Raw genomic sequence first — 18801 nt, 5'->3', positions numbered from 1 at the left:
CGATGTCTTGGATATACCGGAAATATCGGCTGAGTCATGCGGCGGCGGGGCATGGCTGATGCTCATAGGCGCTCCATGGCAAGGTTCGCGGTAGCTCTGCGGCGCGGGGACACCTCGGGTGATCTCCTGCGGACGCCGGCCGAGCAGCTCGGCGGCGAGGACGTACAGCTGGGTGGCCTGGTTGATCGTCTCCAGGGTGTCCTGGCGGAACAGCTGGTCGGCCCACGCGATCAGGTTGTCCAGGTACTTCATCACCACGGCCTTCTGATAGGCGGTGGTCCGGGTGCGTGCTACGGCGTCCGGCTGGAAGGGGTTGCGCAGCCAGTTCCTGACGGCCTTGAGAGTCTCGTCGTCGCCGAGCGCGGTCTTCTCCAGGATCCGCTCGATGCGCTGCTGGTAGTAGGTGTCCGCGCCCGCCTCGAAGAACGGCTTGGTGATCCAGAAGCGCTGCGGCCGTTCGGCCTCGGAGTCCCGGTTCGTGGGATCGAAGATGCGGTGGAACCACTTCAGCGCCTCGTCGAAGCGCTGGTTGGCGGAGAGCCGCTCGGCGATGAGCAGCGGCACATGGAAGAACAGTTCCCAGTTGTACTCGGCGTAGGCGTCGCCCAGCGCGAACTCCACGGGCTCGCCCGGGTACGGCCGGATGATGCGGTCCTTGTCCTCCGTATACGGCTTGTACATGTCCGGCGAGGCGAAGTCGAAGGGGCCGGTCCACCGCTCCGGGTGCAGCTGGAGATTCCGCTCGTAGACGCCTGCGAGGCCGGTGCGGGCGTATTCGTACAGGAACGCGTTGGTGTGCGGGTGGTAGAAGGGCAGGAACCGGAACTTGACCACCGTGGCCATCTCGGCGGCGAGCGCGCACGTGCCGAGCGTCCCGTCGTCGGCCGTCTCGCCGGGCCCGGCCGCGAGGTCCCCCGGCACGTCGCGCCCCTCCATCAGGTAGGTGCGCGTCCCGTCGGTGAAGTACTTCAGGTAGCGCTGGGCGGGGTCGCGGAACTGGTACGACTCGTACAGCCGGTAGAGGTGTCGCCCGGGCGTCGCCTGGAAGAGGTAGATCTGCCTCGGGTCGAGCGGGTCCGACGTCGGGTCGAAGACCGACATGTGGCTCCAAGCGGTCCCGGGGAGGATCTCGTCCTCGACGCGCTCGTTGTAGTACACATCGGCGAAGAGGGTGTCGATCGCCGGCGGGGGCCCGGTGTACGTCTCCCTGGGGCGCAGCGCCATGGGGTCGATGTAGACGCTGTTGCGGCGCAGACTGAAGCGGAAGTTCCCCGAGATGTGGTGGGTGGGGTTCGGGTTGTATCCCGTGTCGCTGTAGACCAGCCAGAGCAGCAGGTCCCCGGACGGGCCGTCGATCTCCGGCAACAGCACGTACTTGTAGATGTTGGCGGCTGCCGGGATTCCCATTTTGATGTCGGTCTCCAGCGCCCCGTCGGCGATCTTCTTGGCCTCCCAGCCGCCGTCCGCGTACCGGCTCCAGTTGAGCTGGACCTTCCAGTACGTCATCGGGTCGGGCGGCATCTCCGCGCCCTCCCCGATCTTGAACTTGTCCTTGACCTGCTGTTCGGTCAGCGAGGCCCAGAACACGTACAGATGGCCGTTCCACACGATCGGCACGATCATGTCGGTGTCGAAGTCGAGGTCGACCTTCTCCCACGGCGACCACGTGGTGCGGTTCTCCCACCGCCGGAAGTGGTAACTGCCCGGGGAGGCGTCCGTGCGGGCGAAGACGTACAGGGTCTCCCCGTCGGGCCTGACGTGGCAGTACGAGCCGACGGGCCTGAGGTGGGCGATGTCGTCGAGCTTCTCCAGATAGTGCACGAAGGCCTTCTCGACGTTGGCCTCGGTGACCTCCTTCTGCATCAACTCGTTCTCCAGCTCCGCGAACTGCGGCGACTTGCCGATCCGCAGCTCCGGCTCGAAGTAGTTCTCCGGGTGGAGGAAGACCTTCTGGTTCGCCTCCCACAGCCGGTACGCCTTCATCCACTCCCAGCGCTTCCAGTACTCGGCGTTCGGGTAGATGAACACGTCTTCCAGGTTGAGCTGGATGCGCTGGATGTACAGCTGCACGCTGAAGATCGCCTGCGCGATGCGCGTGGTGAGCTGGGCGGGGCCCATCTCCACGTCGATCAGGAAGTAGTCGAAGAGGGTGTTGGTGTCGTGCCAGCGCGGCTGTCCGGTGCTGTCGCGGCGGGGGTTGGCGATGAGATGACCGACGAGCGCCACCCGCTGCTTCTCGCGCAGCCTGTCCCGCAGCGCTCCGCCGACCGCGGGCCAGTCGCGCAGGCCGTGCCGGGCCTTGGCCGCCTGCCACGCCGACTGCGCCGCCTCCGCGTCGACGTCCGCGGGCAGCCAGGCGGCGGCCCGCTCCGCCGACACCCCGAGCCGGTGGACGAGGGCGATCGCCGACAGCAGCTGCAGCAGGCCCTCCTCGCCGTAGAAGTCGGCGGGGGCGGTCAGTCCCAGCCAGCCGTCGCCGGTGAGCACGTCGAGATCGGCCGGGTCCCACCCCGTCTGACGGACGAGTTCGGCGGTGACGTCCGCCGCCGTGGTGCCGGGGACGCGGGCGGCGGTGAAGACCGCGCGGAGCGTCCGGGCGTGGCCGGGGACGCGGTCGCGCAGCCGCGCCAGCCCCAGCAGCCGCACGAACCGGGCGAACAGCGGCGACGGGCCGGGCAGGGCGGTGGTCGGCAGGGTGTTGAGGTCCAGCCAGCCGGCGCTCGCCGCGTACCCGAAGACCCACGGGATCTCCTCGGCGGTCACCGACAGCCGGGACAGTACGAGCGCCACGCGGTGCACCAGCGTCAGGGTGGTGAACTGCTCAGGGAAGCCCTGCGGGGCGACCTCCACCGCGGGGTCGCTGCCGACGAAGCGGGGCGCGAGGAAGTCCTGCAGCGCGGTCGGCTTCGACGGCGAGCGCAGCCAGACGCCGAGGAGGACGTCCGCGACGGCGGTGTCCAGTCCGGCGGCCTGGCCCACCTGCTGCTTGACGGTGGTCTCGCTGAGCCGGCGGCGCAGATACGGGTTGAGCCGCTCCAGTACCAGCTTGAAGCGGGCCGCGGGCGAGGTCCGCGCGTCGAACAGCGTCCGCCGGTCGGCCGCGGTGACAAAGCCCTCGCCGGGCGCGGGAGGCTCGTCCTGCACGCGTCCCAGAGCGTCGACCGCCTGCCGGTAGGCGTCGTCGTCCCAGGCGGCGCGGACCGCGGCGAAGTCGTCGGGCGGCAGATAGGCCCGTGAGCACAGCGCCCCGCGGGTCACGTCGTAGAAGACCGTGCCGGCGAGCTCGACCGGCAGCTTCAGCAGGGGCGGTTCGACGGCGAGGGGCACGGTGTACAGCGGCGGGCGCAGTGCCTTCATCCGGGTCGCGGTGAAGGTGCGGGGTTCCTGGTAGAGGGTCTCCACAGCGGCGCGCCAGGTGTCGGTGGCGCCGGGCAGCCGGTTCAGGGTGTCCCGCTCGACGTTGGTCATCGGGCCGGTGAACACCAGTAGCCGGCTCTCGCCGTCGTACCGCACGGGCATGCCGGTGAGCTGGAACAGCCCGTCGGGTACGCCGTGCACGGTCACGGCGTACTGGACGGTTCCCAGCAGGGTGGAGACGGCCTGCTGCACGAGCCCGGTGTCCCAGCCGAGCAGGGCCAGGTGCTTCTTGGTCAGCTCGCCCTTGTCGTCGCTGGTCTTCGCGGTCTGCTCGTGGACGGTCTGGAGTGCGGCGCGCAGGGCGGTGAGGGTGGCGGACTGCGCGTCCGCGTCCGGGATCGGGCCCTCGTGGGCGGGTACGGAGGCGGTGAGTGCCGCGTCCACCTCGGGCACGGTGAAGCCGCGTGCGGTGAGCGCGTCGACCGCGTCGAGGAACCGCTCGGTGGCGAAGACCAGCGCGTCGACCGGGGGCAGCGCGGCGACGGGAGCGTCGGGGTGGCCTGGCCGGGTCAGGAGTCTGCCGGTGAGGAGTTCCGGTTCGTCGCCGCCGACGCGGGCCGGCAGCAGAGGGTGGGCCGGGTGCCGCATCGGTACGCCGGAGCGCAGGTCGGGTTCGCCGCCGTTGAACTGGTCCGGCGGGATGGGGAACGGGCCGCCGCTGCCGTAGAGCTCGATCAGCCGGAGCAGGTCGGCGATGGGCAGGTCCAGGGCGCGGGCAAGGGTCACGGTCCGGTACAGGGCGGACAGGTTCGCCAGGGTCAGGAGCCGGTTCGGGGTCACGGAGCGGGGGCCGGTGACCAGCTCGGCGAGTTCGGTGTCGGTGACCTCCAGGACGGCGAGCAGGGCAGAGGTGCCGGCCGGGGCGAGCAGATCACCGATCACCGCGAGCTCGGTGCGCTCCTGGTTCAGTGCGAACGGGCTCGTCTGTCCCGGCTCCAGTTGGACGACGGAGGGGTCGAGGAACAGCCGGTCGTACAGCGCGGGACGGTCGCCCGTGGTGTAGCGGTGGGTGGGCAGGGGGCCGTAGAAGACCAGGGCCTGTTCGCGGGTCAGCCGCAGCCGCTCGGCGAGCCGCTGGACGGCGACGGCACTGCGCAGGGTGGTGGTGTCGAGACGGCCCTGGTTGTTGGCGGACATCACGACGTGGTCGAGGTCGAGGACCGGCCAGTCGAGCGCCCGCTGGAGGCGGACGAAGCGGTGGAGACGGTCGAGTGCCGCGGCGTCCAGGCCCCTCAGATACAGGTTGTTGGTGTCGCAGGGCGACCCGCCGTCGCCGGCGCCCATCCGGATCGTGGCGCGCGGGTTGACGAAGCGGGTGTCGAGGACCGCGAGCAGGTCGGCGTAGACCAGTCCCGTGGCGTCCAGCATCCGCCGAACCACGGTCAGCTCTTCCACCAGGTCGTCGGGTGCGGTGGTGGCGGGCCGGCCGTAGAACTCGGCGAGCGTGCGCCCGGGGGTGAGCGGCTCGCCCGCGATGATTCGCCCGCCCACCGGTGGCAGGCCGATGCGTTCGACGGCCACGGCTGTCCCGGTCGCGGTGGCGGGTCGCAGGGCGGCCAGCAGCGCGTCACGGCGGACACCGAGGTGGGTGAGGCAGACGCGGGTCTGCTCACCCCACAGGTCGAAGGGCAGAACGAACGGGTACACGGCTGTGCGCAGCACCTCGTAGGCGCCTGCGTTGACGTGCTGCGGCTGGGCGCGCAGTTGGGCCGGGTCGCCGCTGGTCTGCCGTCGGCGGGCGGGGATGTGCGTGGGCGAGACGGCGTCTTCGAGCAGCTCGCTCACCAGGTCCGCGTACGGCAGCTGGAGGTTGGTGTTGTCGCAGGTCAGCTCGGTGTCCCAGAGGTCGGGCCGACGCCGGTACAGCGCGTTGGCGACGTGGCCCTCACCGCCGGGGGGCTCGGGGTCGCCCTCGATACCGATGTCGCGCAGCGAGAGCAGCAGATCGACGAAGTACGCGGCCTGGCCGTGCACGGACCGGCAGTCGGAGCAGGCGCAGTAGTCGGGGGAGCCGAACAGTTCCTCCCAGTCGGGAATCTGGGCGGCGAGCGTGGCGGACGCCGTCGGCGAGGACAGCCAGGGCAGGTCGAAGTGGGCCGCGGTGCGCAGATCGGCGACGAGGGTGGCCGCGGCCCCGTGTACCTGCGCGGCGCGGGCGTGGACGGCCCGCGCGCGCTCCTCGCCGAGGGCGTCCGCGAAGTGCCGCACGAAGGAGTCCCGGCCCGCCTTCGCCACCGCGTGCGCCGAGTCGAAGCCGTGGTCTCGCAGGGCCTTCACCACGTCGTACCGCGGGCTGAGCACGGCGAGGCGCTGGAGGCCGGCCAGTTCCTCGCGCGCGGCCCCGTCCGCCACCGTGGCGGCGTCGACGCGCGTGGTCGTGAGGTCGAAGTCGGGGTGGTCGGCGAGGAAGGCCGCGGCCGGGGAGTCGGCGGTCTCGGCGGCGAGGCCGTGCGCGAGGTGGGCGGTGGGGTGGGCCTGGGCGACGAGCCCGGCCACGAGTTCGCCGTACGGTCCCTCGATGTCCTCGCCGAGTGCGAAGGCGCTCCGGCAGCTCCGCGGCACGCCCGTCTCGGCGGCCAGCGCCGCCCAGTCCGCCCCGCGGAGGCGGGCCAGCTCGCCCGGGTGACCGAGCTCACCGGCGTCGAACCGGTCCAGCAGCGTCTTGACGAGGGGCACATTGTTGCCGGTCGCCGAGCCGAGGCGGAGCGTGAGCCGCAGCCGGTCCGCCTCGGCGGGCGGCAGCGCGGCCCAGAAACCCGCCGCGTCCGAGCGGTCCAGGTAGGCCCGGTACACCTCGGCTCTGCGGTCCGCGTCCGGAACGGCGAGTGCGAACAGCTCGGCGACCGGGTCCGCCGACGCCGGGTCGGGCGCGGTGACCGCGGCCACCTCCTGGTCCCGCAGCCCGTGTGCGAAGGCGTCGAGGTCGGCCGGGTCGGCGGCGCCGGTCACCCCCGCGTCGGCGGCGGCGAGCAGCGCGGCGCGCAGACCGGCCGGCGAGGTGCGCGCCAGTGCGGGCAGTGCGGGCGGCAGACCGAACCGGAGCAGCGCGTAGAAGTGCTCGGCGGGCAGTCCTGTGGCGGCGGCGTGCCGGGCGGCGGTGGCCGCGTAGCCGATCTGCGCCGTGTTGCGGCCCGTGGCCCGCGCCAGGAAGCCGAGGTCCTGCCGGTCGCCGCTCTGGGTGAGCTCCGAGAGCGCCGTGCCGTCGAGCAGCGGGGTGAGCTCGGCCAGCAGCCGTTCGTACTCCGTGGTGCCGTCCGCGGGCAGCGTCAGGTCCACGCGCTCGCGTGGCCGGGGGGCGGTGCGCAGCAGTTCCGCGGTCAGCTCGCCCCCGCCGGGGCGCGGCCGGGAGGCGCGGACGACGAGGTCCGCGGGGGTGTCCGGAGCCGGATAGGCATGGCGGTACGTGCCGTCGGGGCCGGTGGTGACCTGTCCGGCCGGTGCCTCGGACCGCAGCCGCCGCCAGGCGACGGTCACCACGGCACCAGCGGCGGGCGATCCGTCGTGGCGGGTCACCGTGCCGGTGAGGGTGTGCGCTGCGGGCTGCTCTGGCTGGGTGGCGTTGGTGTGCGGGACGGACATGTGTCTTCTTCCCCATCGGTTCCGTCGGGACGGGCGCCGGGTCGTACGGGTACGCGGCTACCTCAGCCGCAGGTACCTGACGACCACGTCGATTCCCGCAGCCAGTTCGGCCGCCTCCTCGAACGCCCGTAGTTGCTCCGGGGTCATCGGCTTGTCGGGCGTCGCCACGTCCAGGACCCGCGCGGTGGAGGCGTCGACACGGACCTTGGGGACGCTGCCCACCAGTTCGCCGTTGACCGTGGCCAGGTTGCCCGCCGCGCCGACGACTCTGGTTCTGATGCGCCCGGGGTTGGCGGTGTAGGAAGGACGGGTGAAGTCGAGGGACTTGGTCTGTCCGATCTCCTTGGCCGGGGCGTTCTCTCCGCCCGGGCCGTAGACGACGCGGTCGATGTCCTTGCGGTTGCCGTTGAGCTTCGTACCGGCGTGGATGTTCCGGGTCGCTTCCTCGACGTCCCGGCCCTGGACGTCGTTGCCCTGCCCCCAACGGACGAGCCGGCTCTGCGGGCCCACGGACTGGAAGCGCAGCTTCTCCCGCTGCACCCCGGCCATGGCGCCGAGCAACGACCAGATCAGCTCGGCGGCCTGTGCCCTCGCCTTCGCCTGGTGCTGTGCCAGGAACGCGTCCTGGGCCTGGTCCGCCTCCTCCGCGGTCACGTCGCGGAGCAGCAGGGCGTTCCCGGTGCCGTCGTCGATCAACGCGCCGCCCGCGTTCCTGCCGACGGGGGCGAAGCCGGTTTCGGTGAAGACCCTGTTGAGTTCGCTGATGTCCTCGGCCGAGACCCCTGCTGCCGTCAGTCCTTGTGTGTCGATGTCGTAGGTGACGAGGTTCTTGGTGTGCTCGTGCCGGACGTAGAAGTCCCGGACGGTGTCGAGGGCCGCCATGTAGGTGCCCGGGTCCTTCTTGGCGTTCGTGGCGACGCTGCTGAGGAAGTCCGCGACGGGTTTGGACCGGGAGCGTGGGTTGAGGATGGTGTCCGGCCCGTTGGGCTTGGTGTCCTCGAGTCCGCTCGGGTCGACCATGACCGTGGGGCGATCGCTCGCGTACACATACCGGTTCGGCCCGTCGACCAGCCCCGCCGGATCGGGGCTCACCCACCGCCCCAGCCACGGCGCGTAATACCGCGCCCCATGGTAGGTAAAGCCTGTCTCCTCGTCCCGCTCCTTCCCGGTGAAGCGGTACCGTTTGCGGCCGGCCGCGCCGGTCTTCGCGTGGAAGGACGTCGTGCCGTACGGGTGGTACTCCTCGTAGGACAGCACCGCTCCGGCCTGGTCGATCTCCACGGCCGAGCTGCCCAGATGGTCGGCGAGCTGGTAGCGGACGACGGGCGTGGGCGCCGGCACCGGACGGCCCTCGCGGACCGTGACCGTCTCCAGCAGAGCCACCCGCCGGGTGCCGTCGGTGGCGTGCAGCGTCTCGCGTTCCTCCACCGTCCGCCCGCCCGCGACATGGGCATAGCGTTCACACATCCCCAGGTAGGTCCGCGTCTGTGTCGTCCCGCCCTGCCGGACGGTGGCGCGCACCCGCCGGCCCGTGTGGTCGTACTGGTAGTACGCGTGGCCGCCGCCCCCGAGGTCCGCGTGCGTGAGCCGGTTCTCCACGTCCCAGTCGAGTACGGCCAGATGCGGCATCGCCGTGATGTTGCCGTGGGTGTCGTGCGGGTAGCGGGCGCTGTATGTGCCCTCCGGATCGCCGGGCAGGCTGTTGCCGAGCAGGCGGTTGCTGTCGGGTGCGGTGTCGTGTCGTCGGGTCCAGCTGCCGGTGCTCGCCCGGTGGGTCACCGTGCGGATGTTGCCGGCGTCGTCGTAGTCGTACGTCTGCGTGTACGGGCGCAGCGCGGAGCTGTCGTTGGCGTGCGGCAGCGGCGCGAACGGCGCGTCGGCCGGGCCCGGTTGGGCCGTCTGCCCGATGTGTTCGCGCCCGGTCGCCGACACCAGCCGGTACACCGGGTCATAGACATACGCCCGGCGCGCGCCGACGGCGGTGTTCCGGAAGAAGACGGTGTCCTGGGACGGGTCGTCGACGACGACGGCATGGCCCACCGGGTCGTAGGCGTACGCGAGTCGCTGCCACGCCGTGCCGTCGGCCGCCGCGGTGTGTGCGGTGGCCAGCCGGAAGGTCTCCCGTTCGTACGCGAAGGCCGTGACCGCCCCGCAGCCGAGCTCGATCCTCGTCCGCTGACCGCGCTCGTTGTAGTCGATGTCCCGCACGATGTCGGTCCATGTGCCGGAGCGCGCCTTGGCCTCCACCCGCTCCAGCTGACCGGCCGCGTTGTACGCCGGAGCCGTACGGCTGCCGTCCGGGCAGGTGATCAGAGTGGGCCGGTTGAGGGCGTCGTACGTGGTCGCTGACCGGTGGGTGGCCGCCTCCAGAAGCGGGGCGGCGAGCGGGAGGGCCGCCGTGGGGTCGGTCACTCGGGTCAGCCGGGCCCAGTCGGGCTCGGCCGTCGCGTCGGCCGGCAGCCGGCGCTCGCCGGCCAGCGTGTTGCCCTTGAAGTCGACGGCCTCGGTGCGCAACGCCCCGGCCCCGTCGAAGACCAGGCAGCAACGGGTGAGGAGGTTGCGCGCCCTGCCGTCGGCCAGGGCCTCACCGTAGTAGTAGCGCACTCGGGTCCGCTCGGTCCGCTCCCCCGGCGCGGCGGCGCTGGAGGCCAGGGGTCGCCGCAGCGCGTCGTAGGACCACCACAGCAGGCTTCCCCGGCCGTCCCAGCCGCGCACCGGTTCGCCGGCCACGTCGACCAGGCTCCACCGCTCGCCCGCATCGGCGGCGGCGGTGTGCGCGGGATGGCCCAGCATGTCGAAGTCCTGGGCGAGGACGGTGACGCCGCGGGCGTCGACGACCGCGCGCTCGTGGCCCTGGATGTCGCGGAGCGCCTCGGTGGTGAGGCGCTGCCCGGATCCGTTGTCCCGCACGACGAGGTGCGGCCGGCCGAGGGTGTCGAAGCGGGTCTCGGTGGCCGTGTCCGCGTGCGCCAGCGTCTGCCGCGCGGCCCTGCCTTGCGGGTCGCTGTCGGGCAGCCCGGCCCGCTCGGCATACCAACGGCTGTCCCGCACTGTGTCGTTGCGGTCCCGGTCCTGCTGCTCCCACGCGTCGAAGACCACCTCGGACCGGGTGCCGTCGGGGAAGTCCGTGCCCACCAGCCGGCCCAGCGGGTCGTAGCGCAGGAGGGCGGTGACGCCGCGCCGGACCAGTTCGTCCTCGGTGTCGAAGCCGCTGTCGGGTGCGAAGTAGGGTTCGTACTGCTTGACAGGGTTGCCCTTGTTGTCCCAGACCGTGCGCCCGGTGCCGATCCAGCGCTCGGCGCTCTGCCCTCGCGCCGGTTCGGCCCGCACCTTGCTCAGCATGACGCGACCGGACCCGTCGAGGTAACTCCAGGTGTCCTGCCAGGGCGAGCCGGGATCGCGGTGCCGCTCGCGGGCGCGGGTGTGGAACCGTACGGGCACCTGCCGCAGGTCGTATGCCACGGTGGCGGTCGGATCGTCGCCGTCGGCCGCCTCCGTGGTGCCGGTGTCGAGCACGTCGCCGTCGGTACTGCCCTCCTTGCCCATGACGGCGGTCGCGACGACCATCCCGAGCGCGTCGAAGCGCACCGCACTGCGGTTGCCGTTGGGGTCGGTCAGCAGCCACGGGCGCAGCACGCGGTAGTGCGGACGGGCCTCGACCGTGTTGCGGAGCGGGTCGTAAACCCGTACCGGCATCAGGTGGTGAGGGTCGTACTCGGTCTCCCACTCGGCGTCGAACGGATCGACGTACAGCGTCGGCAGGTAGAACTCCCCGGCGTCGGGCACCTGCCGCGCGGACGGCGCCCACCATCCGGGCCCTTCCGCCCGCCGGGCATACCCGGCCTCGCGCAGGTCGGCGTCGGTGACCCGGTCGCCGTACAGGGCCGCCGTCTGGCCGGGCCCCAGGGCGAGCCGGTAGCTGCGCCAGGGCAGGGCGCGCAGCCCGGTGACGCCGAGCGGAAGCTCATCGCTCAAGTCGTCGGACGTGTACGTGATGAGGGTGCGGGCGACGAGTCGGTGCTGCGGTTCGAGGAGGGACAGCTCCTCGTGGTAGGGAACCTCGTGGCGGGCGGCCTGGGTCAGACCGGTGAGGAGGTGCTCCACGGCGAACGGCTCACCGGGGACCTCGGGGGCCAAGCCCCCGATCTCGTAGTCACGGCTCTCGACGGGCACGCCGATCCGCCAACGGTCCGCCGCATCGGTCACGTTGGCGACCGTCCGCTCCCCCACGGAGATCCTCAACCGGCCCTGTTCCGCGTCGGCGGGTGACTTGCGCGGGTAGGCGATCCGCGCGGTGCGGAGCACGTTGCCCCACGCGTCGACGTCGAGAGTGAGTTCGTGGACGGTGCGTGGGTCGTCCACTTGGCGCTCGGTGTACACGGTCAGGGTCTCGCCCGGGTGGACGTACAGCACGGCATGGCGGGCCGTGCCCCTGGGTTGGACGAGGCGCAGCCGGGGGCTCGACTCGACGATGTGGTACGAGAGGTGCTCCTTCGGCGTGCCGTCCTCCGCGTAGGTCTCCGTGCGCAGCGGCTGTCCGCGCAGCGCCCGCGCGGCCTCGTGTTCCTCGGCCGGAGTGAGCCCGGCCGGCAGTTGGGCACCCGGGAGCAGCGGTGGGCCGCCGTACTCGTCCGCGTACGGTGTCCCGAGCCGGTTCCGGCTCGGGCACCAGCCGAGGTGCTGCCATCGCTTGACCACGGCCGGCGGCTGATGGAGCTCGCCGGTGGAGGTGGTCAGGGCGTCGCGCTGCTCGACGTACCCGAAGCCGCGGAACTCGCGCTCGACGCCGTCGAAATAGCCGTGCCGGTAGCGGTAGGTGGCGTGCACGGCGGTGCAGGCGACGCTGTCGTGCGCGACGGTCGCGGCGATCACTTGGACGGGGAACGGCAGCCGGGTCAGCCAGGGGTCTGCGGCCGCCTCGTCGGCGAGGTAGAAGTCGGTGGAGGACGCGTACCGGACGGTGGTCCGCGCGCCCGTTCCGTTCTCCACGCGATTCATCAGATGTGGCTTGCCGTCGGCCATCAGGTCGATGTACCGCACCTGGGGCTCGCCGTCGGGGCGGGGCTCGGGGACGACGAGGCAGGCTGTGCCCCGGCCCAGCACGTCGGCGACGGTGGTGGAGGAGACGTCGGGGTGGCGGACGCCGTCCAGGACTTCGGGCGGGCCGAAGGAGTTGCCTGCCTGGTTGAACCACAGCCGGACCCCGTCCGGCCCCAGGTACAGGATGTCGGTGGGGGCGCTGCCGTCGATGTCGGCGAGCCGGATCCGCCGCTGGTCGAAGCGGTCCGGGTGGTCGAACACGGGAGCGCCGGACATGGTGGTCTTCGGCCCGAAGCGCCCGCGGCCGAGACTCGGCCAGTACGCGATCTCGCCGTTGCCGATCCGCACCAGGTCGGTCAGCCCGTCGCCGGTCATGTCCGCCAGGTGGACGCTCTGCTCGGGGTCCGCGAACAGCAGCCGCGGACCGCGTTCCTCATCGCTCCCCGCAGCGACCGTCTCGCTGTCGCCGAACCCGTCGGGGCCTTCGGACGGATACCAGGTCAGACCGTCGTCGGCGGTGACGAGGACATCGGCGAGACCGTCACCGGTCAGATCGACGAACCGCAGATCGGCGTCGTTCCAGTCGAGCGTCGGCAAGCGGCTGAAGGCCGCGAAGTCGGCCCAGCCACGCTCCGCCGTGCGCTCGTGGTAGCCCGGGTGGACGCCGCCGAGGTCGGCGACGGCGGGGCGTCCGTCGCCGTCGAGGTCGAGCAGCTGCCGTCCGCCGGCTCCTGCGGGCAGCGGGTCGACGGCGCGCGGCGGTCCGAACCGCCCGCCGCCGAGATTGCGCCGGTAGTACCAGGCGTCGCCTTGTTCGCAGAGGACGCCGGCGATCCCCTCGCCGTCGAGGTCGGCCCATCGGTAGGGCCCGTCGAGCCGGACGGCGCCGTCCTCGGAGGTCAGGGTTCCGGCCGTGCCGGAGACGGTGCGCTCCGTGTAGCCGAAGGTGAGGGCGGGCAGGTCGGCATGGTCATGGCCTCGGCCTCGTCGCGCGGGCACATAGCCGCGATGGGTGAGGCGTACGAGCCTGGTGGCCGCGGGGTGCTCGTCGTGGCCGAGCAGTACGGCGGTCACGAGCTGGGGGTCGGGCCCGAGTTCGGGGATCCGGTGGAACATCAGTACCCGGCGGCACAGCCGGTACGTACGGACTTCAAAGGCCGGTCGGCGGGTGGAGAACGGATCTCCGCGCACGGGCCACGGGCGGGCCTCGTCCGGCGTGGGCTCGTGTTCGTCGTGCTCGCCGTAGTCGAAGACGACTTCGAAGCAGAAGTCGGCGGCCACACCGGGCTCGACGTTTCCGTAGCGGACGCGCTTGAGGTAGCGGTTGGCGATGTGTGAACGGTTGCGCTCCTCGGGCGCCGCGGTGTCGACGCCGGCCCGGTCCTCGCTCTTGTACTCGTAGCGGGTGAGGTTCCCTCGGTCGTCGGACGTCTCCTGGAGCAGCCAGCTGAACACGCGGTGCGCCGGGTCGGCGGGGTCGGCGATGCGCGCCTCGGGGTCGCGGCCGTACACGCCGATGACATTGTCCGTCGAGGTGACGCGCCAGTGCAGCTCGCCGGTGGTGCGGTGCCGCCACTGTTCGACGCGCACGAACGCGCCCTCGGTGCGGGGGCGGTAGGCGGTGATCTCGTAGGCGCCGTCGGACCGGGGCGGCGGCACGGCTGCGGGGACCAGGTCTTCGGCGCCCGACAGCTGGAAGACGTCTGTGTCCAGATAGCGCGGGAGCCCCTTGTCGGTCCCCCGCACGATGGACGGCACGCCGAGCGACCAGCCAAGACCCCAGGGCGAGTTGCCGGCCCCGGAGTCGTAACCGAGCGACAGGGCGGGCTCGGCGCCACGCACCGATGTGAGGGGAAGCTGCACCGAGACGGTCGCGGTTCCGGTGACCGGATTGGCGGCGAACTTCTCCCCCATCCCGCGCAGAGCACCCCCGGCTGTGGGCAAGGACAGCGACGGCAGATCCCGGCCCGGCGACAAGGGTGTGCGCTCGGCCTGCCCGGAGGGCAGGTCGGAGGGTAAGCCGGAGGGCAGGCCGGAGGCGGTCTCGGAACTACGGGAAGTGCGGTCATCGACTCTGCTGTTCGCGGACACGGCTCCCCGATTCCCCTGCGCTTGGCGCGATCCCCGGACAATCCTCGTCAGTGACCGCCGAGAATGCGAGGGCGGATCCGCTCAGCGGGACGTATACCCGTCGAAAGAGTGAAGGTGGCCAACTCCCCTTGACACGCGTTCCGTTGGAGGCCCGCTTGCCGGAGTGGGGCGGGCGCGGAGGTCCACGGTGGCGGCGGCCAGTACGGTCAGGAAGATGAGCATGTAGAGGTTGGCGAGCACGAAAGCGAGTGGTCCGTCCGCCAGCACCGGTGTCGCGTCGTCGTCCATCGGGTCGGCCAGGGCCAGCACGCCGGGGAGCGCGCACATGAGGAGGATCAGCGTGGGCGCCCAGCGGCCGCGCCGGTCGGGGTCTCGCACCGTGGACACCAGATACACCCCGAGCGGCACCAGCCAAACCCAGTGGTGCCCCCAGGACCAGGGGGAGACCGCTGCCGCGCACAGGCCGCACAGGGCGGCACCCAGCAGAAGCTCCCCGCGTCGTGCCGCCCGCGCGGCGAGTATCAGTGCCACGACGCCGATCATGGCGCCGAGCACGAGCCACAGCCACAGGGCAGGCGTCGCCGGGACACCGTTCTTCAGCAGGAGTCCGCGCAGTGACTGGTTGTGCCTCGACATCGGATCGACGTGGATCCGGCTCAGATCGGCGAACATGCCCCGCAGCCAGTAGTCGGCCGCGGAGGCGGGCACCAACAGGAAGCTCACCAGGACGGTGGCTGCCGCGCAGGCCGACGCCACAGCGGCCTGTCTGTACTTCCGCGTCAGGAGCAGGTACGCGACGAAGATCAAAGGGGTGAGCTTCAGCGCGGCCGCGAGCCCCACGCCCACACCGCGGGCCGGATGCTCCGGGCGCCCTGTCAGGTCGGCCAGGACCAGGGCGACCAGCAGCAGATTGATCTGACCGTCGATGAAGTTGCTGTGCACCGATTCGAGCGCGAACGAGGCACCGGCGACCGTGATCACCGCGGGGGCCAGGAAGGGTGGCCTCGCCGGTCCGAGCGAACGCCAGGACCGCGCCACGATGAACACCAGCAGGCAGGTGTTCAGCAGCACCACGAGAATCCTGGCGGTCTCCGCGCTCAGCAGGGACAGCGGAGTGAAGACCAGGGCTGCGAAGGGTGGATAGGTGAAGCGGAAATCGTGCCACACAGGCTCGTCGTAGAGGTGCCGTCCACTCAGCGCCGCCTCGCCACCTGCTCGGTAGACCTCCAGATCGACCGAGTCGGCGTGCATCGCGAGCACCATGCTCACGAGCCCGAAGAGACCACAGGTGACAGCAAGGAGGGAGCGGCCGACCGCCCGCGGGGTCGGCCGGATGTGTCGTGACTTCACGGTGAGCCCCTCGGGGTGAGTCCCTGTCAGGAGAGTTGGTTCAGGCGTCGGACATCGGGCCAGATCTGTGACCACGCTCCCTTCTGACGACCAATCAGCCATATAGGGCGGCCCTGATAGTCGGTGTCGATGCCCAGCCCGTTGTCCACTGTGGCGACCTGCCGCACCGCGCCGAAATGCGCACGGACCTCGGGTTCGGGGTCGCCGACATAGATCAGCGTGGTCCGGTCGGCGTCGGGTGCGCCGAAGAACCAGTAGCCCCGAGAACCGCTGTGCACCGGTGGCAGCCGGCGGTCGGGGCCGAAGTACGCCAGTGCGGAGGCCACCCAGTAGTCGTCGGACATGATCACCGTGCGGTCGCGTCGGTCGGCAGGCAGCCGGTGATAGATCTCACCCACCTGGTCGGCCAGCTGCGGCCAGCCGATCTCGGAACGTTTATCGAAGCGGTGGGACGGTCGGTCGGCATACGACTCCTGCGGCTGCAACGGCAGGTCCGCCAGCGGCCACAGCGCCGACACCGCGAGGACGGCATACACCCGACGGTCCACGCGGCGGCCGCCCGCGGCGCGGCGCGCCTGTCGCCGCCGCTGGAAACCGACGGCGCCCGCCGCCCACAGCGCCGGGAACACACCGTAGATGTAGTAGGCGCGCCCGCCGCTCAGGACGACGAACCCGGTCACCAGTACGGCGGCCACGGCGAGGAAGCGGTAGGCGCGCAGCTCCCTGGCGGCGAGCAGCCGGCCGAGTCCGTACAGGCCCAGCACCAGACCGAACACCGGTCCCAGGCCCAGGAGCATCAGCACCAGATTGGCTCCCACCCCGTCGATCTGCGACACCTCCGCGGCGATCGCCTCGGCCATCCGCAGCTGCGGCCAGCCGGATCGCTGTTGCCAGATCAGCGTCGGCACGGCCGATAGCGCGGCCAGGCCCGCCGCCGCCCACAGCAGCGGCCGGGCGAGCAGTGCGCGGGGTCCGCACAGCACCACGGCCGCCAGCAGGGCCAGGCAGAACACGATGATCTGGAACTTGACCTGAGTGGCCACCATGACGACAGTGCCCGCGGCGAGCAGCAGCCTGTCTCGCCCCGCACCGTCGTGGTGCGTCCGCACCCAGCGCACGAGCAGCCAGCTCAGCAGAGTCCACAGGGGGATGTCGAAGACCATGGTGGACAGCGGGCGCCCGAACGCCGCGAAAGCCGACGCGTAGGCGGCCGCGGTCAGCCACTGTGCCCGCCGGTCCGCGCCGAGCTCCCGGGCGAGCAGCGCGGCCAGCACGATCCCGGTCGCTGTCGCCAGGATCGCGGGCAGGCGCAACACCCGCAGCTCCCCGGGGGCGAGCGTGTCGGCCAGCAGCGCCAGCACCGGCACTCCAGGGGGCTGGTCGGCGTATCCCCAGTCCAGATGGCGGCCGGCGATGATGAAGTACAGCTCGTCACCGTCGTAGCCGTAGCGCCCGGCGCACACGAACAGCAGGAGCGCGGTCGAGGACGCGATGGCGAACACCGGTAGGCGCGCGAGCGGAGCGGTCCCGTTCCCCGAGGGCGACGTCGGCCGCGGGCGCGTCCGGGACCGGCCGGCTGCGGGCAGCACACGGGAGAGCCGCGGGACATCATCGGGCAGAACGGTCATGCTCTCGCCCGCAGGAGTGGTGTGTAGTAGCCGCCGCCGTCCGCGAGGGCGGTGAGCATCCGGTACGGCTCCCAGGTCCGGAACGCCTCCCGGCCGGGTTTGGCCAGTTCCCTCTCCAGCCCCCACGTCTCCAGCTGGATGGAGTGACCGATGAGGAGGTCCGCATCGGCCGCGGTGCGCAGGAGGGGGCGGGCGAGGCCGGTCACCGCGGTCTGCAGCCGGCGGCGGCCCGCCTCGTCGCGTGCGCTCACCGTGGAGCCGAACTCCGGTGGCGCGAAGGCGAGTTTGACGAGTTCGTTGAGGTCCAGCTGGACCGGCGCGAGCACGGCGAACTCGAAGTCGAGCAGCGAGACCACCTCGGTGCCGTCCCACAGGGCGTTGACCGGGGAGAGATCACCGTGGTTGAGGACGGGTGCGGCGTCCGGCAGTGCGGCCCAGTGCCGTTCGAGGGCGCGGCACAGGCAGTGGAGTTCGTCGTCGGTGAGCACGTCTGCGGCGCGCAGGCGCAGCAGGCCGGCCTTGGCCTCGTCGAGGGAGGAGGCGTAGAAGGGGTTGCGGGGGCGGGCGAGTGGTGCGGCCTCGGCCGTGTCGACGCCGTGCACCGCTGTCGCTCTGGCCCACAGTTGCCGGGTGGCGTCGATGCGCCGGTCCCAGTCCAGGGCGGACCATGCGTCGTCCAGGCTGCCCGCGGCGATCTCGGTGCCGGCCACCCACTGGAAGCCGCGGGTGGTGCCGGTGGCCAGGACGCGTGGGTAGCCGACCTCCGGTGGCAGTACGGTGGCCAGTTCGGCCTCCCGGCTCAGGTCGCCGGAGCCCGCGGCCCCGGCGACCCGCACCGCCAGTCCGCCGCCCAGCCAGGTGGCGTTCGTCCGGCCGCCGGCGCGACGGGTCTGCGAGAAGTCGATGCCGTGGCGCTGGAAGACTTCGGCCGCGACGGAGGCGATGTCCGCGGTCCTGCGGGCGGCGGTGCGTTCGCTGTCCAGCACTCAGTCCGCCCTCAGCCGCAGCGAGACGACCAGACGCAGTGGGTCGGCGCTGCCCGGCAGCCGGAGCAACGGCGGGACCTCGTGCCACATGCGGGGGCCGAGAAGCCTGGCGTCGCCGTCGCGGTCGTACATCGGCTCCAGGAAGCCCTGGCGCAGGATGCGCATGGAGCCGACGGTGTCGTAGCAGAGCGGGAACTGGAGGTTGAAGCGGTCCAGGTCGGTGTCGTGCTCGGCGCCGTGCGGGCCGATGTAGTCACCTTCCCGATAGGCCAGCAGGAACATCCGCTCGAACCGCAGCTGCCGGTCGGTGATCTGGTTCACGAGCGGGATGAGCCGGGTGGCCGCCTGCTCGGACCAGTCGAGCAGTCCGTGCTCGCGGAAGACGGTGGTGATCCGCGCGGAGTGTGCCGGGGAGTCGGACTTGGCGTCGATGCGCAAGAGGCGGAAGCCGTATCCGAGTGCGCCGTCGTCGTCGGTGTGCTCCTGCGCGTCCAGGACGGGTTCGTCGCGCAGTTCCTCGTAGGCCGCGCGTGCCGCGGGGCGCAGCGCGGTGACGTCGGCGATCTGCGGCATCTGGGCGCAGCGGTGCGCGGTGTAGTGGGAGCGGAGGCTTTCGATGGAGTGTACGGAGCGGTCTGTGTCGAACGTGGCCACGAGCCGGTCGGTGTGGGCGACCATGGGACCCCTCTTTCCTGGAAAGGCGGACGCGC

At 71.5% G+C, this 18801-nt stretch carries 6 protein-coding genes; all 6 read right to left on the bottom strand.

All coding sequences use genetic code 11. From position 1 onward, the window contains the following. The coding region (locus tag ACWDVB_RS36645) for a neuraminidase-like domain-containing protein (protein WP_451612031.1) at positions 1 to 6996 on the bottom strand (6996 nt) is incomplete at its 3' end. Positions 6997 to 7053: 57 nt separating this feature from the next. After that, positions 7054 to 13950, bottom strand: coding sequence for a SpvB/TcaC N-terminal domain-containing protein (locus ACWDVB_RS36640; RefSeq protein ID WP_451516526.1), 6897 nt, complete (start codon positions 13948 to 13950; stop codon positions 7054 to 7056). A gap of 258 nt (positions 13951 to 14208) precedes the next feature. After that, positions 14209 to 15477: a glycosyltransferase 87 family protein gene (locus ACWDVB_RS36635; RefSeq protein ID WP_451516527.1), complete on the bottom strand. Its 1269-nt coding sequence runs from the start codon at positions 15475 to 15477 to the stop codon at positions 14209 to 14211. A gap of 26 nt (positions 15478 to 15503) precedes the next feature. Next, positions 15504 to 16979, bottom strand: coding sequence for a glycosyltransferase family 39 protein (locus ACWDVB_RS36630; protein ID WP_451516528.1), 1476 nt, complete (start codon positions 16977 to 16979; stop codon positions 15504 to 15506). Between the two features lie 122 nt (positions 16980 to 17101). Beyond that, positions 17102 to 18091, bottom strand: a complete 990-nt coding sequence (locus tag ACWDVB_RS36625; RefSeq protein ID WP_451516529.1) for a phosphotransferase family protein — start codon at positions 18089 to 18091, stop codon at positions 17102 to 17104. Next, positions 18092 to 18769 (bottom strand): StsF protein, encoded by a 678-nt coding sequence (locus ACWDVB_RS36620; protein ID WP_451516530.1) that lies wholly within the window; start codon positions 18767 to 18769, stop codon positions 18092 to 18094. It lies immediately after the preceding gene. Positions 18770 to 18801: the final 32 nt, after the last annotated feature.

The sequence above is a fragment of the Streptomyces sp. NPDC003379 genome, assembly GCF_053589195.1.
Note: the sequence above shows the minus strand (reverse complement) of the source record. Positions and strands in the feature narration are given on the sequence as shown.

Coding starts and splice junctions, on each gene's coding strand:
- ACWDVB_RS36620 (WP_451516530.1), bottom strand. CDS start 18,769: ATGGTCGCCCACACCGACCGGCTCGTGGCCACGTTCGACACAGACCGC.
- ACWDVB_RS36640 (WP_451516526.1), bottom strand. CDS start 13,950: ATGGGGGAGAAGTTCGCCGCCAATCCGGTCACCGGAACCGCGACCGTC.